Below are 23,559 nucleotides of genomic sequence, written 5' to 3' on the forward strand. Positions count from 1 at the left end.
GGACACAATCGCAATCCAATTCACAGCCCGCGGCCCCCGGCGGGCTCCTACGATGACGGCACATTCAGAGGGGGGCCAGTCGTGGAAGACTCGTTCGCAGGCCGGTGTGTGCTCGTGGTCTCGACCAACTACGCACCCGAACACACCGGCATAGGGCCGTACTCGACGCAGATAGCCGAGCATCTGGCCGCGTCCGGAGCCGACACCCATGTCCTCGCGGGCATGCCGCACTACCCGGCCTGGCGGGTGGCGGAGGGGTATCGGGGACAGTGGCGGATGCGGGAACGCCGTGGCGGGGTGACGGTGCACCGCCGCAGACATACCGTGCCACCACGTCAGACCGCCCTGCGCCGGGCGGTGTTCGAGGCGAGCATTCTGGCGCACGGCGTCGCGGCGCCGCCGCGTGGCGTCCGGCCCGATGTGGTGCTCAGTCAGATGCCCACGCTGGCCGGGGGAGTGCTGGGCGGCCGCCTGGCACGGCGCGCCGGGGTTCCCCATGTCGTGGTCGTCCAGGACCTGATGGGGGCCGCCGCCGCACAGAGCGGCATCCAGGGCGGGGGGCGGGCCGCCGCCGTGGCAGGGGCGCTGGAGGCCCGGATCCTGCGCGGCGCCGATGTCGTCGGGGTGGTGCACGAGTCGTTCGTGGACCGGGTCACGGCGATGGGTGTGCCGCGCGCACGGGTGCATGTGGTGCCCAACTGGACGCATGTGAAGGGCCCCAGCGGCGACCGGGCGGAAACCCGGGCCCGGCTGGGGTGGCAGGCGGACGAGACCGTGGTGCTGCACGCCGGCAACATGGGCCTCAAGCAGGGCCTGGAGGTCCTGGTCGAGGCCGCCCGGCTCGCCGACCAGGAGGCGGCACCGGTCCGGTTCGTGCTCATGGGTGACGGCAATCAGCGCGCCCACCTGCAACAACTCGCCGCGGGCAGCTCCGCGCTGACCTTCCTGCCGCCGGCCGGCGCCGAGGAGTTCCCCGAGGTGCTCGCCGCCGCGGATGTGCTCGCGGTGACCCAGAAGGCCTCCGTGCTCGACATGAGTCTGCCGTCCAAGCTGACCTCGTACTTCATGACCGGCCGGCCGGTGATCGCCTCGGTGGCCGCCGAAGGGGGCACCGCCCAGGAGGTGCTGCGCTCGGGGGCCGGCACGGTGATCGCACCGGAGGACCCCAAGGCGCTGCTGGCGGAGGTCCGTGCGCTCGCCGCCGACCCCGAGGGGGCGTCCCGGCTGGGCGCCCGCGGTCCGCAGTACGTCGAGCAGCGGCTCAGCAGCCGGGCCGGCCTGGAACGGATCACCGCGCTGCTGCGGCTGGCGACGGCCGGCCGGTAGCCGCGGGCGGCGGGGGTCCGGCCCCCGCCGCCCGCCGTCATCCGGCTCCGGGCCGGGCGAGCAGCGGGTACCACTCCTCCAGCCGGTCGGCGACCGCCGCGAGCGAGAACTCCTCCGCCACGGCCGTCCGGCCCGCGCGGGTGACGCGCTCCCGCAGCGGCCCGTCCTCCAGCAGCCGCAGCACCGCGTCCGCCAGCTCCGCCGGCGAACCGTCGGTCACCAGCGCGGCCTCGCGCCGCCGCAGCACGCCGGCGATCCCGCAGCTGTCCGTGCAGACCACCGGGGTGCCCACGGCCAGCGACTCGAGCACGCTCATCGGGAACGGCTCGTCGACGCTGGGCAGGACGTACACGGTGGCGCGTGCGGTGCGCCGCACCGCGGCGTCGTGATCGAGGGCACCGCCGTACGTCACCACCTCATCGAGCTTCTCCTCGGCGATCAGCCGGCGGACCTCCGTGAGCCGGCCCTCGTCCGAACCGTGCAGGGTGAAGGACACCTCGGGCCGCTTGCGGTGCACCAGCGCCGCCATCCGGACGAAGGCTTCCGGGCGTTTACGGGTCTGCAACCGTGCCAGGAACAGCACATCCGCCCCGTCGCGCTCCTCGTCCGCCGGCCGGGTACGCACCCCGTTGGGGAGCCGGACCAGCCGCGGGCCGCGTGGCCCCAGCACCTGCCGCAGCCCGGCCTCCTCCTCGTCGGTGAGCACCAGCGCGGCCAGGGCCCGGCGCAGCAGCGGTACATACACCCGGTCGAAGAGCCGGGCCACCGCCGAACCGCGGGGCTGGACCATGCCGTGCGTCTGCACCACGAACGTCCGGCGGCGCAGCACGGCCACCGCAAGCGCGGCCAGCGAGACCAGATCGCGCCCGGCATGCAGATGGAGGGCGTCGGTCCGTCCCACCCGGCGCCAGAGCACCGGCAGCAGCCCCGGGTGGAACAGGCCCAGGAACCCCTGCCCCGGCACCAGGGTGCGGGCGGGCCGGGCGCGGAGCGGGACCCCGTCCACCGCGCGCGGCGGCGCGCCCCGGCCCCGCCACAGGGACACCAGCTCCACCTCGTGCCCCCGGGAGGCGAGTTCGCCCAGCTGCCCGGTGGCCACGCTCACCGGACCGCCGTAGGCCCCGTCGTCGCTCACCAGGGTCACGACATGGGTGATCCTCATCCGGCACCCCCGGTGGTGTACACCGCGCCGGGCGGCACATCGCGGTGGGCGACCACGCCGGCACCGACCACCGCACCCTTCCCCACCGTGACGCCGCGCAGCACCACGGCACGGGCGGCCACCCAGGCGCCCTCCTCCACACTGATCGGCGCATTGTCGAACTCGAAGGTGGGCGAACGCCGTTGGTGGCTTCCCGTGCACAGCACGGCGCCCTGCGACACACAGACGTCGGCCGCGATGCTGATCGGCTCCAGATTGATCAGCCAGGCGTCCTCGCCCACCCAGACGTCATCGCCGATCGTCAGCTTCCACGGCCACTGCACCCGTACCCGGTGCCGGATCAGGACCCGCTGACCGACATGGGCGCCGAAGGCCCGCAGCAGCGGGGGCCGCAGCCGCGGCGGGAACCACCACTTCATGAACACCAGGTTGAGCACGGCGAACCAGGCGGCCTGGGTCAGCACCCCCCGGCCCTTGTCGTAGCCCGCGCCGCTGAAGCCGCGCAGCCGGCGGGCGGTGGTGGAAGTGGTCATCGGTCCACCCGCACCCGGTGGCCGGACAGCTCGTCCGCCAGCTGGCGTACGTCCGACTCGACCATGATCCGGGCGAGTTCGTCGTACTGCACCTTCGCCGACCAGTCCAGCAGGCTCTTCGCCTTGGACGGGTCACCGATGAGCGCATCCACTTCGGAGGGCCGCTCGTACTTCGGGTCGAAGCGCACACTGCGCTCCCAGTCGAGCCCCACCGTCTCGAACGCGGCCTGCAGGAAGTCCCGTACGGTCGCGGCCACACCGGTCGCGACCACGTAGTCGTCGGGCTCGTCACGCTGGAGCATCAGCCACATGGCCTCGACGTACTCCGGGGCATAGCCCCAGTCGCGGACGGCATCGAGGTTGCCCAGATAGAGATGCTTCTGCAGACCGGCCTGTATGCGGGCCACCGCGCGAGTGATCTTGCGGGTGACGAAGGTCTCGCCCCGTCGTGGGCTCTCATGGTTGAAGAGAATGCCGTTGACGCCGAACAGGCCATACGCCTCACGGTAGTTGACGGTCGACCAGTACGCCATGACCTTGGCGCAGCCGTACGGACTGCGCGGGTGGAAGGGCGTCGCCTCGTTCTGCGGCGGCGGTGTGGCGCCGAACATCTCCGAGGACGAGGCCTGGTACAGCCGGGTCCGGACCCCGCTGGCACGGATGGCCTCCAGCAGCCGCAGGGCGCCCAGACCGGTCACATCGCCGGTGTACAGCGGGGCGTCGAAGGAGACCCGGACATGGGACTGGGCCCCGAGGTTGTAGACCTCGTCGGGCTGCACATCGCGCAGCAGATTCACCAGCGCCACCCCGTCCGACAGGTCGACGTGGTGCAGCAGCAGCCGGCGGTCCGGGGTGTGCGGGTCCTGGTAGATGTGGTCGATGCGCTCGGTGTTGAAGCTCGAGGAGCGTCTCATCAGCCCGTGCACTTCATAGCCCTTGCCCAGCAGCAATTCGGCGAGATACGAACCGTCTTGACCGGTAATTCCGGTGATGACCGCGGTTTTCGGCATGGCTTCCCCCCACGAGAAGTGACTGTGCATCGGGATCGAACGATGGATTGCCCACGTGCCGGACGACAGACCGCGGGCGGTGGACGCTACCTGCACCGTGGCCGGTGGTCGAGCACAAGAAGCGCCAGATATTTCCTGAAATAGCCGGTGGGCGTATCGGATTGACTGCGACAATCCGCCCCATGGATGACTTGCTGCCCACACCTGCTCGTGTTTTCGTCGCCGGCCACCGAGGTCTGGTGGGATCCGCCGTGGCCCGGCGGCTCACCGCCCAGGGCTATGACGTACTGACCCGCCCCCGTGCGGAACTCGACCTGCGCGACGCCGACGCCACGGCGGCCTGGCTGCGCGCGGCCCGGCCCGACGCCGTCGTGCTGGCGGCCGCCAAGGTCGGCGGAATCATGGCCAACAGCACCCAGCCCGTACAGTTCCTGGAGGACAATCTCAGCATCCAGCTCAGCGTCATCGCCGGTGCCCACCACGCCGGGGTGCGCCGCCTGCTGTTCCTCGGATCGAGCTGCATCTACCCCAAGCACGCCACCCAGCCCATCACCGAAGACGCCCTGCTGAGCGGGCCGTTGGAGCCCACCAACGAGGCGTATGCGATCGCCAAGATCGCCGGCCTGGTGCAGATCCGGTCCTACCGCCGCCAATACGGTGCCTCTTTCATCTCCGCCATGCCGACGAACCTCTACGGACCCGGCGACAATTTCGACCTCGAAACCTCGCATGTGCTGCCGGCGCTCATCCGCCGCTTCCACGAGGCGAAGCAGCAGGGCCGGCCCGAACTCACCCTCTGGGGCACCGGAACGCCCCTGCGGGAGTTCCTGCACGTCGACGACCTGGCCGCCGCCTGCGAGGTACTGCTGCGCCGCTATGACGGTGACGACACGGTCAACGTCGGCTGCGGCGAGGACCTGACCATCGCCGAGCTCGCCTCCTGCGTCGCCGCCGCTGTGGGCTACGAAGGACGGATCGCCTTCGACCCCTCCCGCCCCGACGGCACCCCGCGCAAGCTGCTCGACATCAGCAGGATGCGCGCCCTGGGCTGGGCGCCCACCATTCCGCTCGCCGAGGGCATCGCCCGGACCTACGAGGCGTGGCAGGCGGAGCCGGCCACGGCGTAAGCCGGACCGGCCCGCGGTGTGCGGCCGGCGCCCGCCCTTCGGCGAGACACCGGCCGCACACCGCGACCCACGGCGACCAGGCGTCGCGGGCCCGGCGGGACGTGGTGGACACTTCCTAGTACGCACCGCGCCCGTCCACGACGGCCCGCACGGTACGCATCAGTACCCCTATGTCGCGGGAGTAGGACCAGTTGTCCACATAGCTCAGATCCAATGCGACGGTCTCGTCCCAGGACAGGTCCGACCGCCCGCTGACCTGCCACAGACCGGTCAGGCCCGGCTTGACCGACAGCCGGCGGATCTCGGTCCCGTCGTACCGTTCGACCTCCTCGGGCAGCGGCGGCCGTGGACCGACCAAAGACATATGGCCGGCCAGGACGTTGAAGAGCTGCGGCAGTTCGTCCAGCGAGAAGCGGCGCAGCAGCCGCCCCACCCGCGTCACCCGCGGGTCCTGCCGCATCTTGAACATCGCCCCGTCGTGCTCGTTGGCCGACTCCAGCGCGGCCCGCATCCGGTCGGCGGTGACCACCATGGTGCGGAACTTCCACATCCGGAACGGCCGCAGATCCTGGCCGACCCGGATCTGCCAGTAGAACACCGGGCCCGCGGTACTGAGCCTGATGGCCGCGGCCACCGCCGCGAAGACGGGGGAGAGCAGCACCAGCAGCAGTAACGCCCCCAGCCGGTCGGTGGCCTGTTTCAGCAGGACCGGAAGCCCCCGTCGCGCCGCCGGGTCTATATGCATCACCGTCAGCCCCGCCGCCTTGGCGAGCCGGACACGGTGCTGCGAGACGTCGATCAGGCCCGGGAGTATGGCCAGATTCCGGCCCCCGTCGTGCAGCGCCCAGGCCAGCCGCCGCACCCGTGCCGCGGGCATCTGCCGGCCCGGCGCCACGAAGACGAGATCGGCGCCGAGTTCGGCGGCGCACCTCAGGACCCGCTCCCCGTCCAGTGCCCCCTCGGGCCCGTCACCGTCGGACGTGAGCCGGTCGCAGACGGGCAGTGCCGAATCGGTCGCTTCCTCCCCGACCAGACAGCTGCCGACGACGACATATTCGTGGTCGGTGCGGTGCCCCAGCTCCGCGAGCACCACATCGACTGCGCCTGCCTCCCCGACGATCAGCACCCGCCGCAGCGCCCGCGCACGGCGCCGGATGGCCAGCAGATACCGGTGTGCGATCTTGCGCCGGGCCACGCCCAGTGCGAGACACGGCAGCAGCGCCGGCACACAGACCTCAAGAGAGAAATCGATCCGCGTCCCCACGCAGGCGACGGCCAGTACCCCCAGCATGGTCAGCCAGTCCCGGAAGACGGGCAGCAGCGCACCGGCGTCCAGCGCGTCTCCGACGTAACGATTCTTCGATGCCCCAACGGCCAGCCACGATGCACCGGCCAGCGTTGCGGTGAGCAGCGGATGGGGCTGCCCCGTGACGGCACCCAGCGCGGCGACCGGCAGCATGGCACCGACTGCGTCAACGGCCAACGCCACCGGTAAGAGCCGTCGTTCGGCGGGTGTGTGCCTTCCTCCCCTGTAGTGTTCCGGCGCTCGATCCAATTTGGCTGATCCGGCGGGTGATTCCAGCACCCGTGATCCGGCAGCTTCGAACAACCCCATGGCCCCCCACTTGGTCGTCCCCTTCACGTTCCGGCGCAGCCGTCGCCCCCTGGCACTGACAAACCGCCCCGTGTCGGACGTGACGCTAGAGCACGTTGCGCCTGACGGCTGTGGTTTACCTATTTTGAGTGTTCTTGTGTCTGATTGTTTACAAGTCGGGGAAGACCTGATCCGGTTTCAGCCGTCATGTCGTGGGCTGGGAATCCGGACCGGACGCAGCGGCTCCGGTGCCGGTCGGGGGGATTCCCGCGTACACCCGGCCACGGGCCGCTCTAGCATTCCTGTCATGAACAGTGATCTTTTCGCCGCCGAGAACATGGCGACGCAGGCCGGCGCGCCCGGCATGGTGCAGCAGAACGCCAAGTCGCTCAAGTACGCGCTGGACGGGGAGTGTTATGCGCGGCAGGGCGCGATGATCGCCTACCGCGGTGAGCTGCAATTCGAGAAGCAGGGGCAGGGGGTCGGAAAGTTCCTCAAGCGCGCGGTCACCGGCGAGGGGCTGGCGCTGATGGCCGTACGGGGCCGCGGCGAGGTGTGGTTCGCGCACGAGGCCGCCAACTGCTTCATCATCGACCTCGCCGCCGGCGACGGTCTCACCGTCAACGGCCGCAACGTGCTGTGCTTCGACCCGTCCCTCTCCTACGAGATCAAGGTCGTCAAGGGCGCGGGCATGGTCGGCGGCGGACTCTTCAACTCCGTCTTCAGCGGCCAGGGCAAGCTGGGCGTGATGTGCGAGGGCAACCCCATCGTCATACCCGTCTCCCCGCACTCCCCGGTCTTCGTCGACACCGATGCCGTGGTCGGCTGGAGCAGCAGTTTGCACACGGGGCTGCACCGTTCGCAGAGCCTCGGTTCGATGCTCCGCGGCGGCTCCGGGGAGGCCGTCCAACTCCGCCTCGAAGGCGAGGGTTTCGTCATCGTGCGGCCCAGCGAACTCCGCCCGGAGAAGTCGGCCGGGAACTGACCTTGCGGGCTCGGGGCCGAGGTACCTTGTCATGTTCCCTTCCGCGGCGCCCCGGGCCCGCCCCGCGTGCGCCCGCAGGGCCTGCGCCGGGGAGCGGGCGGCACCGGACGCGTCCGGAGGCGGCTTCGCCCCGGCACACCGCCGCCTGGCATGATCGCGCTCATGGCTGAACGCGTGAGTGCCGCATGTGACGGCGCGTCGAAAGGAAACCCCGGGCCCGCGGGCTGGGCCTGGGTCATCGCCGATGGGGCGGACACCGTCGTGCGGTGGGAGGCCGGGCCGCTGGGCACCGCGACCAACAATGTCGCCGAGCTCACGGCCCTGGAACGCCTGCTGACCGCCACCGATCCGGCCGTACCGCTGGAGATCCGGATGGACTCCCAGTACGCGATGAAGGCCGTCACGACCTGGCTGCCCGGCTGGAAGCGCAAGGGCTGGAAGACGTCCTCGGGCAAGCCGGTCGCCAATCAGGAACTGGTCGTCAGCATCGACGCGCTGCTCACGGGCCGCTCCGTGGAGTTCCGGTACGTGCCCGCGCACCAGGTCGACGGGGACCCGCTGAACGACTTCGCCGACCGGGCCGCGAGCCGGGCGGCGACCGAGCAGGAGGCCGCCGGCAGCGAGCTCGGCTCACCGCCGCCGCCGGCCGCCCCGGCTGCCGCGCGGTCCGCCGGCGGCGGTGGCAGTACTTCCGGCGCCACGGCGCGGACGGCCTCCGCACCGCAGCGGCGCGGCGCGGGCAAGGCGGTGCGCACGCTCAAGGCCAAGTTCCCCGGGCGCTGCCGCTGCGGCCGCTCCTATGCGGCGGGCGAGCCGATCTCCAAGAACGACGAGGGCTGGGGGCACCCGGCGTGCCGAGCCGGCGCGGGCGGTACCGACTGAACCCACCCAGCCGCAGCTCAGGGTCTTCGTCGCGCCCGCTCCGGTGTACGGCCGGCGAGGTCAGGTCGCCTTGCCGCCGCTGCGGCCGGCCACCGGCACGTCGAGGGGGCGGGCGATACCCACCACTCCCTCGTCGAGGCGCTGGAGATGCCGCAGCACGCGGAAGGTGACCGTGCCCGTCCGCAGCGCGCCGGAGCCGGCCGTTTCCAGCATCGAGGCGATGCTGGCGCCGGACTGGACCTCGCCCTCGGTGCTCTCCTCCAGCACCCGCGCGACGATCAGATCGATGTTGTAGGCGATCCGCCGGCCGGCCCGCTCCAGGCGCGGGTCGGCCGCGATCGTCTTGCTGTACGGGACGAGTTCCGCGGTCGCCGCCAGGGAACGGGCGTGATAGGCGGAGGTCTCCAGGAGGGCCACCAGATAGCGGGCGGTCCGTCGCCGTACCCGTAGCGGGGTGATCGGGTGGGTCAGCGGCTGGATGGAAGCGCGCAGCTCGTCCAGCGCCTCGTCCAGCTCGCGCGCCTTGCCCAGCAGGTCGACGGCGGGCCCACCGCTGAGCTGTTCCACCGCGGCGGACACCACGTCCCGCAGCCGGACCAGCACCGTGCCCAGCAGCTCGTCCGTCCGGCGGTCGGTGTGCACCGGCAGCACCAGCACCGCGCCGATGATCCCGCAGGCGGCACCCAGCGCGGTCTCCTCGATGCGCAGCACCAGCACATCGAGGCTGTAGGTGTTGAGCAGGGTGTAGAGCAGTCCGAGCATCGCGGTGACGAAGAAGGACACCAGCGCGTAGGACAGCGGCGCGGTGAAGAACATCCCGAAGATGCAGAGCAGTACGAGCGCGAACGCGGTCCAGGTGTGGTTGCCGACCAGCCCGGCGAGCGCGACACCGGCGACCACGCCGAGGACCGTGCCCACCAGCCGGCGGTAGCCCTTGACCAGGATCTCGCCCGTGGACGCGGTGTTGAGGAAGACCACCCAGCAGGTCAGCACCGCCCAGTACCATCGCTGGCTGGACAGGAACTCGCCCCCGATCATGGCCAGCGTCGAGCCCACCGCGACCTGGAACGCGGCCCGGGTGGTGGGCCGTTGCAGTCCGGTGCGGTCGTCGGTGGGCTCCTCGGTCTCCTCGGCGACGACGATCGCGAGGTCCTCGGCGTCGAACTCCTCGCGCGAGCGCGTGGTGGCCGGGGAGTCGTCCGACTCGTCCTGCGGTCCGTCCAGCGCCAGCCGCAGACCCAGCACGGAACGCGCGGCCTCACCGAGCCCGCGGAAGACGTCCTGGACGGCGGGGGAGGCGAGCGGCAGGTTGTCCTCGTCCCGGTAGCCGAGCAGCCGGTTCCGTACGTGGGCGAGTGCGGTGCCGCGGCCGCCCGGCGCGGGCCGGGCGACCAGCACGAGGAGGGCGTTCAGATCGCGGCGCAAGGTGCGGATCGCGTCGTCCTCGGTCCGTATGCGGGTGCCCGTGGCCGGCACGGGCGCATGCGGCAGATGCATGGTGAGGGTGTCCGCGCGCCCGGCGCTGCGGGCGTTGAGCAGCAGCATGCCCAGCCGCTCGGCGGCGACCTCGGCCTCCGCCACGCGGCGCTGCACCAGGCCAGCCGCGGCCTCGTCCCGCGTGCCCTCCTCCAGGAGGCCCTGGATCAGCAGCGCCGCCTCGTGCAGCCGGGCGGTGTGCCGCCGAAGGTCGTCCAGGACCTTGTCGAGCTCCTCGGGGTCCACGTCCAACAGCTCGTTCTGGGTCGCCAGCAGTTGGGCGAGGCGGGCCCGGAAGGCCTCGCGGAGCCGGCCCAGGGTGCGCTGGGGAGTCTGTGGCACGACGGCGAACCGGACGAGGGCGCTGGACCCGATGGCGACGGCCAGCGTCAGATACAGCACGGGCAGGGTGGGGACGCTCGCCTGCACGAACAGCGAGATGAAGTAGACCTGGAACCCGATCAGGCCGAGTGCGGTGCCGCGGTCACCGAACCGCCGGGAGTAGACGGCACCGAAGATCAGCAGCACGAAGAACACATCGCCGGCGATGACCAGGGTGTGCAGCACCGCGCCCAGCGACATGGCGGCGAGCGCGACGGGCAGGCCGAGAGCCAGCGTGATCGCCTGGCCGCGCACCTCCTTCTCCCTGATCGCGAAGGTGGACACCATGGCGACCATGGAGCCCGCGACCATCAAGGGGACGCCGGTGCCGAGCAGCGCGAGGACGAGGAGGGTGAGCACGATGGCCCCGACCGTCCGCAGTCCCGCCATCAGCCGCAGCAGCCCCGGATCGGATGCCGCGAAGCGGTCCCAGACGTTCGTCCCAGCCCGCCGTATCGCTGCCACCACGCTGCCGTACGCTCCCACTTCTTGCCATGATCCCCGGTGCTCCAGCATCGCACGTCTGCTCGGACCGCCTTCAGCCGCCTCGTCCCCGCCCCGGCCGCACCACGCCCGGCACCGTCTGCCGGCCCCGCGCCCCGCACCCTTCTCCCACTCCCTGACCTCACCGGTTTTTTTGGGTAATTCCGGTGTTAGTGAGGCGTTAGTGGATCATCAGCGGGGGCGCCCAGGGTGGGTGGTGCACAAAAAATGCAGAACCCACCGCCCGGCCCGACGGTCCGGCGCTGTCGTCCCGGGGGGCGCCCTGCCCGGTGCCCTTCGCGGACGGCGCGACGGAAGCGCGCGCAACCGGGCGGTGGGGAGGGCACCGCTATTTCTCCGGATGCCGGAGAAGAGGGAGTTGATGACTGATGACCATCCGTGGTCTGCGTACTGCTGTCACCGTCACCGCCGCCGTCGTGCTGGCTGCGGGGGCGAGTGCAGGAATCGCCGCCGCGGCGGGTCCGGCCGGATCCGGCGCGGCGGCTGCCGGCTCGTGCGGACCGGGGGCGCTGAAGGTCACGACCACCAGCGCGGGTTCGGACCAGGCCGGGATGAACCACGAGGGCACCTACCTGCGGGTGACCAACACCGGCAAGAGCACCTGCGCGATATCCGGGTACCCGGGGCTGGCGCTCGAGGGCGCCGGGCACTCGGCCATGAAGACCACCGTGCACCGCGGTGACACCTACTTCGCCCAGGACCCGGGCGCGCACCGGGTCACGCTCAAGCCGGGCAAGAGCGCCTACGCCGACCTCGTCTGGACGCACGCCGGTCCGTCCGCGAAGGCCAAGTACCTCCAGGTCTCCCCGTCGGGCGGCAACGCGCACAGCATCCTGGCGTTCGACAAGGACGTCGACGGTGCGGCCCTGTCCGTGACCGCCTGGTCGGCGACGCCGCCCGGCGCCTCCTGACCGCTGCCGCAGTTGCCGGGGGCCGACGCATTTCTGCGTCGGCCCCCGGTGTGCGTGCGGCGGGCCGGCCGCTCCAGGGACGTCACCGGCCAGTTGCGGCAGGTCAGTTCCGCGCGCCCGCCACCAGCGTGCGGTACCAGTCGAGTGTGGCGTCGAGGGTCGCCTCCAGCGGCGTCGGGCGGAGGCCGAAGGCGCGCTCGAACGCCGAGGAGTCCACGATCTGCGGCTCGGTGTGCTGGTAGAACATCTCCGCGTACTCGTCCATGAAGGTCGCGTCGAACGGCCCGAAGGGGCGGGGCTCGGTGAGGATCACCCGTTGCAGGGGGCTGCCCACCCGCTCCTCGATCATCGAGTGGATCTCGCGGGTGGTCCGGGCGGGCGCGGTGGGCAGATGCCACACCCGGCCGTCGCCTGCCGGGTCTTCGCCGAGGGTGGCCAGTCCCTTCGCCACGTCCTGGATGGCCGTGTAGCTGTGCGGGAGGTCGATGTCGCCCAGCGCGAGGGCCTCACCGCCGGTCAGTGCGGCCGGGAAGACCGCGCCGCCGAGCGTCGAGTTGAGCACGCCGGGACCGACGAAGTCGGCCGACCGGCCCAGGACGACCCGGGCCCGCCCCGCACGGTGGGCGGCGAGGTACGCCTCGTCCAGCTGCGCCCGCATCACGCCCTTGCGGCTCGTCGCCCGCCAGGGGGTCTCCTCCGTCATCACCTCGCCCTGCGTCTGTCCGTACGGATACAGCGTGTCCAGCACGACCAGCCGGGCGCCGGTGGTCTCGACGGCGGCCAGCACCGCGTCCTGGACCCGGGGCATGACCTCGGTCTGCAGGTGATAGGCGACGTTCACGCAGTGGTACACGACATCGGCGCCCTCGACGGCGGCCAGCGCCTCCGCGGGCGTGCTCACATCGGCGGCGCAGCCCTGCACGCCGTCGGGGGTGGCGTCCGGCGCCGAGCGGCTGACCAGCCGTACGGCGTGGCCCCGGCGGGCGAGCTCGGCGGCGAGCGTGGTGCCGGCCGGGCCGGCACCCAGGACGGCATGGAGACGACGTGCTGCAACAGACATGGCGATTCCTTCTCTAACGGGGCGGCGGGCTGGAGCGGATCAACGGTGGGTGAGGCGGTGCAGCAGGCTTTCGCCGCACACCCTCACTTCTGTTAGAGACCATAACTTCTGGGAATGGTCATTGCAACTGAAGTGATGGCTACGATGAGCGAGGACCGCTCACCCGTGGCCGTCCGCCGCCCCGCAACGCAGGAGGAGAACATGGCCGCCGAGGTACGAAGCCCCCGGGCGCGCTATCGCGAGCAGAACCGTGCGGAGATCAAGACGGCCGCGTTGCAGCAGCTCGCCGAGGGCGGCATCCAGGCCGTGGCGCTCACCCGGATCGCCAAGGACATGGGCCTGTCCGGGCCGGCGCTCTACCGCTACTTCGCCGGCCGGGACGATCTGCTGGGCGAGCTGATCCGGGACGCCTACGACGACGTGGCGCAGGCCATCGGACAGGCCGGCGGGACAGCGGCCGGGGACGCGCGCGCCACCCTGCACGCCCTCGCCGGCGCCTACCGGAGCTGGGCCGTCGCGCAGCCGCACCGCTATCTCCTGATCCAGGGAACGCCACTCCCCGGTTACGCGGCTCCGCCCGACACGCTGCAGCGCGCGCGGGCCGTCCTGGGCCCGTTCCTCAAGGTGTTCGCCGCTGGTGAGCCCGCCGAGGCGCTACGGCCGGTCGTCGCCGAGATGGAGGCGTGGGTGCGCAAGGACGACGGCGTCGCCGACTGGGTGGCCCAGCACACCGGACTGCCGGCGCACGACAAAGCGGCGGGCACCGCGCTCGCCGGTACGGTGCTGGCCTGGTCACAACTGCACGGCACGGTCGGCCTTGAGGTGTTGGGTCAGTACGCCGGGATGGGGCATCGCGCGCCGACACTGCTCACCGCGCAGATCGACACCTTGGCGGACTCTTTCCAGCTTTAGGGCCTGTCCGATGGGTCAGGGTCGGAAAGGCCCTGGCCGGGCCGGACGCACGAAGGGTGCCGCGCGCCACGGCACGCAGCACCCGGCCCGTCGGGCAGCGGCTCACTTCATCCCGCGCGGCGGCATCCAGTGGTGGACCGTGTAGTCCCCCTTCGCCAGGGTCTCGAAGGGGGCCGAGCTCAGGCACTTGCCGACGCTGTTCTTCGGCAGGCCGTCCACGGCCCAGCTGTAACCCAGCCGGTCCTTCTTGCCGTTGTCCAGCACGGTGAAGCCGAACCGCTTGCCCCTGAGGTCCCCGATGTGCGGCAGGCCCGGTGCGTCCTTGAAGTGCGACTCCGTGACGATGCCGGTGGCGACGGCCACCGGGCCGCCGGTCACCAGACAGTCGATCCGGCCCTTGAAGTGTCCGCCCCAGACCTTGCCGAAGTGATGGCTGACGAAGAACGTGCCGTGCGCCTTGTCCGCGAACCCGTGGGCGTCGACGCGGAAGTGGACGTTGTCGCCCGGCTTCCGCCGGAGCTGGGCGGAGCCGGTCAGGGACGGTTCGTCGGCGGTGTGCCGGGTGGCCTGTGGCGCGGTTCCGGCGGCCGCGGCCGGGCCGGTCGTGCCCAGGGTCAGTGCGGTCGCGGTGCAGACGGCGAGAGCGGTGGCGGCCGTGACGAACGGGCGGCGCATTCCAGGCATGACATCCTCCTGCGGATGAGGTCGGCGCGCACAACGGGTGTGCGGCGGGGAGCCGGTCCCCGTGGCACTCCACACTTCCGTCCGCCGCGGCGCCGTACCTCGCTCCCCGGGAGGGTTCCGCTCCGCCGCGCGGCGGAACGGGACCGGTACCGGAGGACGATGCCGGGTATCCGATGCCGGTACCCGAGGTCCGCCGCACCCGTCCCTGCGCGCGCTCCCGCGGCCGCGCCTCGCCGCCCGGCCGCTCAGTATCCGGCCGGACGGATCAGCCCCGTCTCATAGGCGAAGACGGTGGCCTGCGTCCGGTCGCGCAGGCCCAACTTGACCAGGATGCGGCCCACATGGCTCTTGACCGTCTGTTCCGCCACCACCAGACGCTCCGCGATCTCCCCGTTCGACAGGCCCTGGGCGATCAGGGACAGGACCTCGGTCTCCCGTTCCGTCAGATCGCCGACCCGGTCCTTGAGCGGGGTGCGCGGGGCGCTGGTCACCCGGGAGAACTCGGCGATCAGGCGCTTGGTGATGTTCGGGGCGAGCAGGGCGTCGCCGGCCGCCACCACCCGTACCGCCTGGGCGAGTTCGGCCGCCGAGGCGTCCTTGAGCAGAAAACCGGAGGCGCCCGCGCGCAGCGCCTCGTACACGTACTCGTCGAGGTCGAAGGTGGTCAGGACGAGGACCTTGACGGTGGCGCCGGCCGGTTCGGTGAGGCGGCGGGTGGCCTCGATGCCGCCGAGCCGGGGCATCCGGACGTCCATCAGGACGACGTCCGGGGCGAGTTCGGCGGTCTTGGCGACGGCGTCGAGGCCGTCCACGGCCTGGCCGACGACCTCGATGCCCGGTTCGGCATTGAGCAGCACGGTGAAGCCCTGGCGGACCATCATCTGGTCGTCGGCGATCAGCACACGGATGGTCGTCATGGGGTGTCCTCGCCGGCGTCGGCCGGTGTTCTCGCAGGGGCGGGCAGCAGGGCGGTCACTTCGTAGCCGCCGTCCGGGGTCCGGCCGGCGGCCAGTTCGCCGCCGAGCATGGCCGTGCGTTCGCGCATGCCCAGCAGTCCGTGGCCGGAGCCGGGGGAGGGCGGGGCAGGCCCGTCCGGCGCGGTGTTGGTGATCCGGAGGGTGAGGCCGTCGGGACCGTATCCGAGCTGCACCCGCACCGTCGCGCCGGGCGCGTGCCGCATCGCGTTGCTCAGCGCCTCCTGGACGATGCGGAACGCGGACAGCTCGGCCCCCGGCGACAGCGCGTGCGGCTCGCCGGTGGTCTCGGTGGTGACGGCGAGTCCGGCCGCCGTCACATTGGCGATCAGCTCGTCCAGCCGGCCGAGGGTGGGCTGCGGGGCGTGCCGCACGCCCTCCGCCGAGGGGTCCTCGGAGCGCAACACGCCCAGCACCCGCCGGAGTTCAGTCAGCGCGTCGACGGCGTTCGCGCGGATGCCCGCGAGGTTCTCCTTCAGCTCGTCGGTGGGGTCCTCGACGAGATGCGGCGCGACCTGTGCCTGGATGGAGATCACGGACATGTGGTGGGCGACCACGTCGTGCAGCTCCCGGGCGATCCGGTTGCGCTCCTCCAGCAGGGTGCGCCGGGCCCGCTCCTCGGCGGTGAGCTCCTCCTGCGCGACGAGCTGGGTACGGGCCACCCGGCGGCCGCGCAGTGCGGCGCCCAGGAGCGTCGCGATGATCAGGAGGGAAACCGCCTGCGTCAGGTTTTCGTGCTGACCCCGGCCGAGGAACATCAGGCAGCCCAGCCCGGCCAGGACATTGATCCCCAGCGCCTCGGCCGCGACCCGGGGGCGTACCCGCAGCGCCAGCAGGAACGCCGTCGCGGCCTGCGCGAGGAGGCCGGGTTCGGTCCAGGGGAAGCCCGCATCCCAGGGGAGGTCGCTCCGAGCGGCGACGGCCGCGCCGACCATCGCGGCCGTCGACATCCACCAGGCCGGTATCGGACGGAACATGGCCGCGAGCAGTGCGGCGGACTGGCACAGCGCGAGCAGCAGCGCCAGGCCCGGCACCAGCCGGTAGACATGGATGAGGAAGTCCGCGGTGAGGATGCCTGTCGCATAGGCGAGCACCCCGACCACCGCATGCGGCAGCCGGGCCAGCAGGCGGGGCCTGCTCAACCTCGGCAGCGGATCGGCCGCCGCCGTCCACAGATCGTCGCGCAGCGTACGCGGCACCGCCAACAGCGCCGTCCGCCACCGCGGTTCCCCGCCCTGCACGCCCCCCGTGATCATGTGAACCACCCTAGACACGCCTCCCCGCCCCCGACAGGGCGGGGCGCCGCTCCGGCACGGCCCGGGCGCGGCCGCGCCGCCCCGCCCGGCCCTGCTCGTACGCGCGGAACGCGGCCCCGCACACCAGCAGCGCCACCCCGAACACCGGCAGCCAGGCCAGCCGGGCCAGCACCCACGAGGCACCGTCGGGGGCGGTGTGCAGGCCGGGGAGGGGCCGGCCCGCGAGCAGGCCGAGCGCGGTGACCGCCATCATCGCGGTCTGGTGCCACAGGAAGACGGTCATCGCCGACAGGTTCAGCAGCGCCACCGGCGCCCAGACCAGGGGGCGTTGGAGGATTCGCCGCAGCGGGCCGAGCAACAGCAGGGCCGCCCCGCACTGGGCCAGGCCGAAGGTGACGGCCGCGAGGGTGGGCGGGTTGAGATTGGATATCCCGGCGCCGGGCACCCCGACCATGGCGGCCGGATACCCGGCCCAGCCGACGAGTCCGGCGCTGGCGGCGCCGCCGCCGAGCAGCAGCATCCAGCCGGTCGTCCGGCCGCCCAGCCGCCCGCGTGCCCAGGCCGCGCCCAGGCAGTACGGAACCAGCCAGCCCGCCGGCACATTGAGCCAGCCGAGCCACTCCGGACCGCCCAACCCGAAGCGGAGCAGGTCGATATGGAGGACGACGGCCAGCGGCCACAGCGGGTGCAGCCCGGCGACCAGCGGGGTCGCCGCCGTCAGCGCGATGAGGACGAGCAGGAACCAGAGCGGGGACCACGCCAGTGTGCCCAGGGTGCGAACGGTCTCCAGACCGGCCCCGGAGGCGAGCAGGGCGACCAGCACCACGCACCAGAGCAGCACGACGGCCGCCACCGGCCGGAACAGCCGGGCCGTCCGGGCGCCGAGCCACCGCCCGTACCTCTCGCCCCGGGCGCGGGCCGCGGCATGACTCGTCGCCGCCACCCGGCCCCCGACCAGAAAGAAGACCGCCAGGGTCTGGAACACCCAGGAGACGGGGGTGAGTTGCGGCATGGCGTGCAGCGGGCTGGCGCCGTGCACGGCGCCACTGTCGGTGACGAGGGCGGTCACCAGCCAGTGTCCGAGCACCACCCCCAGGATGGCGAGCGCCCGCAGGGCGTCGACGCCACGGTCCCGGCCGTCCGGAGTGGCGGCGGCGATCCGCCGGGCGAGCTCACGCATCACGGTGCTCCCCGGACGGGGCCCGGCCGGAGACGATCCGGGCGATGTTCCGCAGGGCGACGGAGCCGGGCGCGAGATAGTCGCTGTGGCCGCCGGTGCCCGCTGCGAAGACCCGGGCCCCGAAGGCGTCCGAGACCGGATCGGCGCCCAGCCCGAGCGTGGTGAACGGGAGGTCCAGCTGACCGTGCGGCACCTCGGCGATCCAGTCGCCCTCCCCCCGGCCGGCCCATACGGTCGCCCGGGTGTGCAGAGCCGAAGCGCTGTCGACCCCGGCGCCGGGGCTGCCGTACAGCACGAGGTTGGCCACCGTCAGCCCCGGCGCGGCGCGGCCGCAGACCACCGAACCGTAGGAGTGACACAGCACGGAGATCCGGGCCGAGGGCCGCAGCGCCGCCAACTCGCCGAGGAAAGAGCGGAGTTGCGGGGCGGCCGATGCCGCGCGGCCGGGCGTGAGCACCTCGGGACTCACCGTGCCCGGCGTCTCGTACCCGAGCCAGGCGACCACGGCGGACCGGTCGTCCAGCGTCCGCCGGAGCGCCGTCGCGCCGGCCTGGAACCGTGCATAGGTGTCGAGGTTGGTGTCCGAGCCCGGCACGAGGACGGCGATCCGCTCGGCCCGCGCCAGATCGCCGAAGACCTCGGCGGTACGGCCCCCGCCCCGGCCGTCGAAGGAGAGGAACTGCCGCGCCGGGCCGGCCATCCGGCGCAGCGCACGGGCCCGTGCCCGGTCACCGTGACCGTCGGCCATCCGGGCCGCCGCGCGGATGCCGGCACGGTTGACGGCATACCGCTCGGCGAGCGCGCCGGGGCCGGCGACCCGCAACGGGGCGAGGGCCACCGGCGCGGGCGCCGGGACGGCCGCGGGGCGGGCCGCGCCGGACACGGGCACGGCCACCGAGGCGGCCACGAGGGCGGCGAGCAGGGTGCGCAGCAGTCGGCCGCTGCGCGGGCGGGACGCCATGAGGATCGGTCCTTCCGTCACGGAAGCCGGTCGTGGCTTCCGTGAGGAAGCTATGAAGCGCACCGGTTGGTCCACGTCCCGCCGCGGAGCGCACTTCCGGCCTGGCTCTGAAGTACTAGGGGTAGGGGGCGGCGGCCGCTGAACGGACGGTGCACGGCAGCCCGGTGCGAGGTGCCCCGCGCCCCCGGCACCGGGGCCCGCTCACGGCGGTGGCTGCCGCCGTTGGTGTCAGACGGGGCCGGTGCCTTGCGTGGTGTGTGGAGTGAGCGGGCGGGGGAGGGCAGGGTCGGCGTGGGCATCGGTCCGGGGCCCCCTGGGCCCGTCGGCCGGCGGGCCGTGGTGCCCGGAAACCACGGCCGCACGCGGTCCCGCCGGGGCGGCCCGCGGCGCGGGGCCGGAGCGGCCAACCGGTGGAGCGCGAGGCGAAGGGCGTGAGTCATGGGTGTCGGTTTCACACAGGAGTCGACGTCGGTGCCGGCCGCGGCGACGGCGGTGCCGGAACGCGTCGTGCTCGCCGCCCGTCCGCAGGCCTCGCTGCGTCTGTACGCCGTCCCGCCCGCCGGGGCCGGCCCGGACTGCTATCTGCGGTGGGCGCCCCTGCTGCCGCCCTGGATCGAGCTGTGTTCCGTGGCGCTGCCCGGCCGAGGCACCCGCGCCGGGGAACCGTCGCTGACCGATCCCGCGTATCTGAGCGCCCGGCTCGCCGCGGTGCTCGACGACTGGACCGATCCCCGGCCGTTCGCGGTCTTCGGCCACAGCGCGGGCGCGCTGCTGGCCTACGAGGCGACCCGCCATCTGCGGCGCACCCACGGCCGCCCGCCCGCGCTGCTGGCGGTGTCCTCCCTGTCGGCGCCGCATCTCGACGCCTACACCGCGGACCTCCCGCCGCGCCTGACGGCCGGTCTGGCAGGCCTTCGTGAACTCGTCGGCCCGATCCCCGAGCAACTGCTCGCCGATGCCCGCCTGATGGCCGCGGCCTGTACCCCGCTGCTGGCCGACCTGCTGTTGCTCCTGCACTACCGGCACCACCCGGAACCGCCGCTCCCGGTGCCCCTGGCCCTCTACGGCGGCGAGCACGACCCCGTCACCGGTCTGCGGCCGCTCCAGGCCTGGAACGACCTGGTCACCACCCCCGCCTCCGCACAGCTCTTCCCCGGCGGGCACAGCTATCTGCACACGGCGACAAAGGAACTGGTCGGCCACCTCACCGACGTCCTCGGCACCGTCATCAACCGCCCCGTGGCGACGGCATGACGGCCACTCGGCCGGCCGGAGCCGCCCGGCGTGCGGGCGCCGCCGCCGTGGTGTGCCTCGGTCTGTTCATGCTCGGCCTGGATCTGACCGTCCTCAATGTCGCCGTCCCCGACCTCCAGGGCGACCTCGACACCTCCACCGCGCAGGTGCAGTGGATCGTCGACGGCTACGCCCTGGTCCTGGGCGGAACGGTGCTGGCGGTGGGCGCCTTCACCGACGCCTGGGGCCGGCGGCGCTCCTTCGTCTGCGGAGTGACCGTCTGCGCCGGCGCCTCGCTGGGCGGCGCGCTGGCCGGGCACCCGTGGCAGGTGATCGCCGCGCGCTGTGTCATGGGGTCCGGGGCCGCGCTGCTGATGCCGGCCACCCTGGCGGCCTTGCACCACCTGTTTCCCGAACCCCGGCTGCGCAGCCGGGCGATCGCCGCATGGGCCGCGGTCGGCGGGATGGGGGGACTGTGCGGTCCGGTCATCGGGGGCTGGCTGGTGGAGCACTACTCCTGGCGCGCCGCCTTCTGGATCAATCTGCCCCTGGCCGCCGTCATCGTCGTCCTCGCCCTGGCGCTGGTGCCCGAGTCCCGTACGGTGCAGCGCGCCGGCTTCGATGTGCCCGGTGCCGCGCTGTCCGCCGCGGGGCTGCTGGCGCTGGTGTGGGCCATCACCGAAAGCCCGCACCGCGGCTGGACCAGCCCGGCGGCCCTGACCGGATTCGCCGCCGCCGCGCTGCTGCTGACCGCCTTCGTCGCCCGGCAGCTGCGTACGCCCGCCCCCATGCTGCCGCTGTACCTGCTGCGGGTGCCGGGCATCGGAGTGGCGGCAGCGGCCCTGGCGTTGATGTCCTTCGCCATGTTCGGGGCGCTGTTCGTGCTGACCCTCTATCTCCAGGGAGTGCTGGGCTTCAGCCCCTGGCAGGCCGGTCTGCGGACGCTGCCGCTGCCGGGCGGACTGGCCCTCGGCGCGGTGTGCGCCGTGCCGCTGCGGACCCGGCTGGGCGGCCGGATCCCCGTCGTCGCCGGCCTGACCCTCGTCACGGCCGGCTTCGCCGTCCTGGCGACGACCACCCCCGACTCCGGCTACCCGCACTGTGCGGTCTTCCAACTGGTCGCCGGCGTCGGCGCGGGACTGGTCGCGGCAGCGGCCACCGAATCGGTGATGGGCTCGGTCGCCACCGAACGGGCCGGACTCGGATCGGCCATCAACGACGCCACCCGCCAGGTCGGCTCCGCCCTCGGCGTCGCGGTCCAGGGCTCCCTGCTCGCGGCCGTCTTCACCTCCCGGCTCAGTACGTCGCTGACCGGTCTGCACGCCCCCGCCCCGGTGACCGCGGCGGCCGAACACAGCATGCTGTCCGTCCCCGAACAGGCGCGGCACCTTCCCGCACCGCTGCGCGCCGGCGTGCTGTCCGCCGCCCGCAGCGCCTTCACCGACGCGATGACGCTCACCGCCGTCGTCGCCGGAGCCGTCACCCTGCTCACCGCCGCGGCGGCCGCCCGCTGGCTCGGCCGGCCGCCCCGCCCCCGTGACGCCCGCCGCGCCACCCCGCCGGCTCCGCGCACCCTGGCCGCGGACCGGGGACGAACCCCCGGCGCCCCGGAGCGATAAGTCACTCGTTCGGAGGTGCCTTCATGCCCGGTGCCGAAGGACACGGTCGGCGACAGTGGAAGGCGCGCGACCGACTGCGCACCGCCCCCGGTGCCGCCCGCCTGTCTGGAGCCGCGATGCCGCACCCCCGTCCGCACCCGCACGGCCCGGCGAGCCCGCGCTCCCGCGCACGGACGCGCGAGGGCTGTTCCCACCGGCGTCCCGCGGCCGGACGACACCGCGCCCGGGGCCCGCGGCCGGCACCACCCCCTCCACCGAAGGAGTCCTCCGTGCCCACCAGTACCGAGCTGATCACCACCACCCTCACCGAAACCTTCGACCTCGACCCGGCCGACGTCACCCCCGAGCGCACCTTCGAGGAACTGGGCCTGGATTCCCTCGCCCTGGTCGAGATGGGTCTGATGCTCCAGGAACGCACCGGCATCTCCCTGGACGAGGTGCCCCTGCGGACGACCATCGCCGGGCTGGCGGAGCTCATGGAACGGAACGAGGCCGACCAGGCCCTGACGGCCGTACCGAACAGCACCAGCTGATGCCCGGGCCCTGCCGCGAGGTCGCCGTCACCGGCCTGGGCGTCGTCAGCCCGGCCGGTATCGGCGCCCGGGCCACCTGGGAGGGACTGCTCACCGGCCGGTCCACCGCCACCCGGGACCCGGGGCTGGCGGGACTGCCGGTGGACATCTCCTGCCAGGTGCCGGACTTCGACACCGCGCGCCTGGTCGGCCGGAAAGCCGCCTGGCGGCTGGACCGCTTCGTCGCCATGGCCCTCCTCGCCGCCCGGCACGCCGTCGCCGACGCCGGCCTCGCCCCCGCCGACTGGGACGCCGCCCGCGTCGGCGTGGTCATGGGGACGGGAACGGCCAGCATGGAGCGCTATGTCGGCGAGTTCGCGAAGCTCGCGGCCGGCCGCCCGCTGGACATCTCGCCGCTCGCCGTCACCCGCAGCGTGCCCAACATGGCCGCCGCCGAAATCGCCCTCGACCTGACGGCCACCGGCCCCAACTTCGCGGTCTCCACCGCCTGTGCCTCCGGCAGCAGTGCCCTCGGCGTCGCCCGCGACCTGCTGCGCGCCGGGACCTGCGACATCGTCCTGGCCGGCGGCGCGGAGTCCGCCCGCCACCCCATCCCCGCCGCCTGCTTCCACCGCATGGGCGCCCTCTCCCCACGGGTGGCCGACCCCGCGGGCGCCTGCCGCCCGTTCGACGCCGGCCGCGACGGCTTCGTCCTCTCCGAAGGCGCCGCCGTCCTGGTGCTGGAACGCCCCGCCCACGCCCGGGCCCGCGGTGCCCGCCCGCGCGCACAGCTGGCCGGCTACGGCGCGACCTGCGACGCCTACCACTACGCCGCCCCCGACCCGGAAGGCCGGGGCGCCGCGGCGGCCCTCACCGCGGCCCTGGCGGACGCCGGTCTGACGCCCGGAGACATCGACCATGTCAATGCGCACGGCACCGGAACCCGCCTGAACGACCTGGCCGAGGCCAGGGCCCTGCACGCCGTCTTCCCCGCGCCCCCGGCCGTCACCTCCCTCAAGGGAGCCCTCGGCCACGCCATCGGAGCGGCCGGCGCCATCGAAGCAGCGGTCACCGTCATGAGCCTGCAGGAGTCCACCATCCCGCCCACCGCCAACCACGAGGACCCCGACCTCGACATCGACCTGGACATCGTGGCCAAGGCCCCGCGCAGCACGCCGCTGTCCGCCGCCGCCAGTACGTCCTTCGGCTTCGGCGGCCAGAACGCCGCACTCGTCTTCCGGTCGGTCTGACCCGCCGCCCGGTCCGTCCGACCCGCC

The 23,559-nt window shown here is 72.8% G+C and carries 21 protein-coding genes; 10 read left to right on the forward strand and 11 right to left on the reverse strand.

All coding sequences use genetic code 11. The annotated features are described in order from the left end of the window. Positions 1 to 114: 114 nt before the first annotated feature. The gene (locus tag BKA18_RS35565) at positions 115 to 1,326 is read left to right on the forward strand and encodes a glycosyltransferase (protein ID WP_366045111.1); all 1,212 of its coding nucleotides are present in this window, start codon (positions 115 to 117) and stop codon (positions 1,324 to 1,326) included. A 37-nt stretch (positions 1,327 to 1,363) separates the two neighbouring features. Here the strand turns inward: BKA18_RS35565 and BKA18_RS35570 are convergent, their stop codons facing one another. From BKA18_RS35570 to gmd, 3 genes are read right to left on the reverse strand one after another with little or no spacing between them, the layout of a single operon-like run. After that, the gene (locus BKA18_RS35570) at positions 1,364 to 2,488 is read right to left on the reverse strand and encodes a glycosyltransferase (protein WP_366045012.1); all 1,125 of its coding nucleotides are present in this window, start codon (positions 2,486 to 2,488) and stop codon (positions 1,364 to 1,366) included. Continuing rightward, complete coding sequence (locus tag BKA18_RS35575; RefSeq protein ID WP_006607899.1) at positions 2,485 to 3,021, reverse strand: DapH/DapD/GlmU-related protein; 537 nt, start codon at positions 3,019 to 3,021, stop codon at positions 2,485 to 2,487. Before BKA18_RS35575 ends, BKA18_RS35570 begins: the two co-directional genes overlap by 4 nt. Beyond that, positions 3,018 to 4,031: a GDP-mannose 4,6-dehydratase gene (gene gmd, locus BKA18_RS35580; protein ID WP_366045013.1), complete on the reverse strand. Its 1,014-nt coding sequence runs from the start codon at positions 4,029 to 4,031 to the stop codon at positions 3,018 to 3,020. Before gmd ends, BKA18_RS35575 begins: the two co-directional genes overlap by 4 nt. A 182-nt stretch (positions 4,032 to 4,213) precedes the next feature. Here gmd and BKA18_RS35585 point away from each other — a divergent pair, with 182 nt between their 5' ends. Then, a complete protein-coding gene (locus BKA18_RS35585; RefSeq protein WP_366045014.1) occupies positions 4,214 to 5,158 on the forward strand; it encodes a GDP-L-fucose synthase family protein in 945 nt (314 codons plus the stop codon). Between the two features lie 115 nt (positions 5,159 to 5,273). On the opposite strand, the gene BKA18_RS35590 is transcribed toward BKA18_RS35585, so the two are convergent. Then, on the reverse strand, positions 5,274 to 6,617 hold the full coding sequence (locus BKA18_RS35590) for a sugar transferase (RefSeq protein ID WP_366045112.1): 1,344 nt from the start codon (positions 6,615 to 6,617) through the stop codon (positions 5,274 to 5,276). Positions 6,618 to 7,059: 442 nt separating this feature from the next. On the opposite strand from BKA18_RS35590, the gene BKA18_RS35595 reads away from it, so the two are divergent. Both BKA18_RS35595 and BKA18_RS35600 read left to right on the forward strand, forming a co-directional pair. Next, entirely contained in the window at positions 7,060 to 7,737 is a 678-nt protein-coding gene (locus tag BKA18_RS35595; protein WP_366045015.1) for an AIM24 family protein, read from the forward strand. A gap of 150 nt (positions 7,738 to 7,887) precedes the next feature. Continuing rightward, the gene (locus BKA18_RS35600) at positions 7,888 to 8,619 is read left to right on the forward strand and encodes a ribonuclease H family protein (protein ID WP_366045016.1); all 732 of its coding nucleotides are present in this window, start codon (positions 7,888 to 7,890) and stop codon (positions 8,617 to 8,619) included. A 60-nt stretch (positions 8,620 to 8,679) separates the two neighbouring features. On the opposite strand, the gene BKA18_RS35605 is transcribed toward BKA18_RS35600, so the two are convergent. Next, positions 8,680 to 10,866, reverse strand: a complete 2,187-nt coding sequence (locus BKA18_RS35605; protein WP_366045113.1) for an FUSC family protein — start codon at positions 10,864 to 10,866, stop codon at positions 8,680 to 8,682. Between the two features lie 482 nt (positions 10,867 to 11,348). Here BKA18_RS35605 and BKA18_RS35610 point away from each other — a divergent pair, with 482 nt between their 5' ends. Next, on the forward strand, positions 11,349 to 11,891 hold the full coding sequence (locus BKA18_RS35610) for a DUF4232 domain-containing protein (protein WP_366045017.1): 543 nt from the start codon (positions 11,349 to 11,351) through the stop codon (positions 11,889 to 11,891). A 103-nt stretch (positions 11,892 to 11,994) separates the two neighbouring features. Here BKA18_RS35610 and BKA18_RS35615 read toward each other — a convergent pair whose 3' ends face one another. Further along, positions 11,995 to 12,951 carry an NAD-dependent epimerase/dehydratase family protein gene (locus BKA18_RS35615; RefSeq protein WP_366045018.1) on the reverse strand — a complete coding sequence of 319 codons (957 nt, stop codon included), beginning with the start codon at positions 12,949 to 12,951 and terminating at the stop codon, positions 11,995 to 11,997. A gap of 201 nt (positions 12,952 to 13,152) precedes the next feature. Here BKA18_RS35615 and BKA18_RS35620 point away from each other — a divergent pair, with 201 nt between their 5' ends. After that, positions 13,153 to 13,863 (forward strand): TetR/AcrR family transcriptional regulator, encoded by a 711-nt coding sequence (locus BKA18_RS35620; RefSeq protein ID WP_366045114.1) that lies wholly within the window; start codon positions 13,153 to 13,155, stop codon positions 13,861 to 13,863. Positions 13,864 to 13,965: 102 nt separating this feature from the next. On the opposite strand, the gene BKA18_RS35625 is transcribed toward BKA18_RS35620, so the two are convergent. The 5 genes from BKA18_RS35625 to BKA18_RS35645 form a co-directional block, all read right to left on the reverse strand. Then, on the reverse strand, positions 13,966 to 14,547 hold the full coding sequence (locus BKA18_RS35625; protein WP_366045019.1) for a hypothetical protein: 582 nt from the start codon (positions 14,545 to 14,547) through the stop codon (positions 13,966 to 13,968). Positions 14,548 to 14,792: 245 nt separating this feature from the next. Then, a complete protein-coding gene (locus BKA18_RS35630; RefSeq protein WP_366045020.1) occupies positions 14,793 to 15,464 on the reverse strand; it encodes a response regulator in 672 nt (223 codons plus the stop codon). Beyond that, entirely contained in the window at positions 15,461 to 16,777 is a 1,317-nt protein-coding gene (locus BKA18_RS35635) for a sensor histidine kinase (protein WP_366045021.1), read from the reverse strand. The genes BKA18_RS35630 and BKA18_RS35635 overlap by 4 nt, the downstream gene beginning before the upstream one ends. Before the next feature lie 10 nt (positions 16,778 to 16,787). After that, positions 16,788 to 17,957: an acyltransferase family protein gene (locus tag BKA18_RS35640; RefSeq protein WP_366045022.1), complete on the reverse strand. Its 1,170-nt coding sequence runs from the start codon at positions 17,955 to 17,957 to the stop codon at positions 16,788 to 16,790. Beyond that, on the reverse strand, positions 17,950 to 18,918 hold the full coding sequence (locus BKA18_RS35645) for an alpha/beta hydrolase (protein WP_366045023.1): 969 nt from the start codon (positions 18,916 to 18,918) through the stop codon (positions 17,950 to 17,952). The genes BKA18_RS35640 and BKA18_RS35645 overlap by 8 nt, the downstream gene beginning before the upstream one ends. A 438-nt stretch (positions 18,919 to 19,356) precedes the next feature. On the opposite strand from BKA18_RS35645, the gene BKA18_RS35650 reads away from it, so the two are divergent. The 4 genes from BKA18_RS35650 (at position 19,357) to BKA18_RS35665 (ending at position 23,532) form a co-directional block, all read left to right on the forward strand. Then, positions 19,357 to 20,172, forward strand: a complete 816-nt coding sequence (locus tag BKA18_RS35650) for a thioesterase II family protein (protein ID WP_366045024.1) — start codon at positions 19,357 to 19,359, stop codon at positions 20,170 to 20,172. Further along, positions 20,169 to 21,770, forward strand: a complete 1,602-nt coding sequence (locus BKA18_RS35655) for an MFS transporter (RefSeq protein ID WP_366045025.1) — start codon at positions 20,169 to 20,171, stop codon at positions 21,768 to 21,770. The genes BKA18_RS35650 and BKA18_RS35655 overlap by 4 nt, the downstream gene beginning before the upstream one ends. Positions 21,771 to 22,039: 269 nt before the next feature. Then, entirely contained in the window at positions 22,040 to 22,303 is a 264-nt protein-coding gene (locus BKA18_RS35660) for an acyl carrier protein (RefSeq protein WP_366045026.1), read from the forward strand. Then, a complete protein-coding gene (locus tag BKA18_RS35665) occupies positions 22,303 to 23,532 on the forward strand; it encodes a beta-ketoacyl-[acyl-carrier-protein] synthase family protein (protein ID WP_366045027.1) in 1,230 nt (409 codons plus the stop codon). Before BKA18_RS35660 ends, BKA18_RS35665 begins: the two co-directional genes overlap by 1 nt. Positions 23,533 to 23,559 lie beyond the last annotated feature (27 nt).

Source organism: Streptomyces auratus, from assembly GCF_050433025.1.
GTDB classification, from domain to species: domain Bacteria; phylum Actinomycetota; class Actinomycetes; order Streptomycetales; family Streptomycetaceae; genus Streptomyces; species Streptomyces sioyaensis.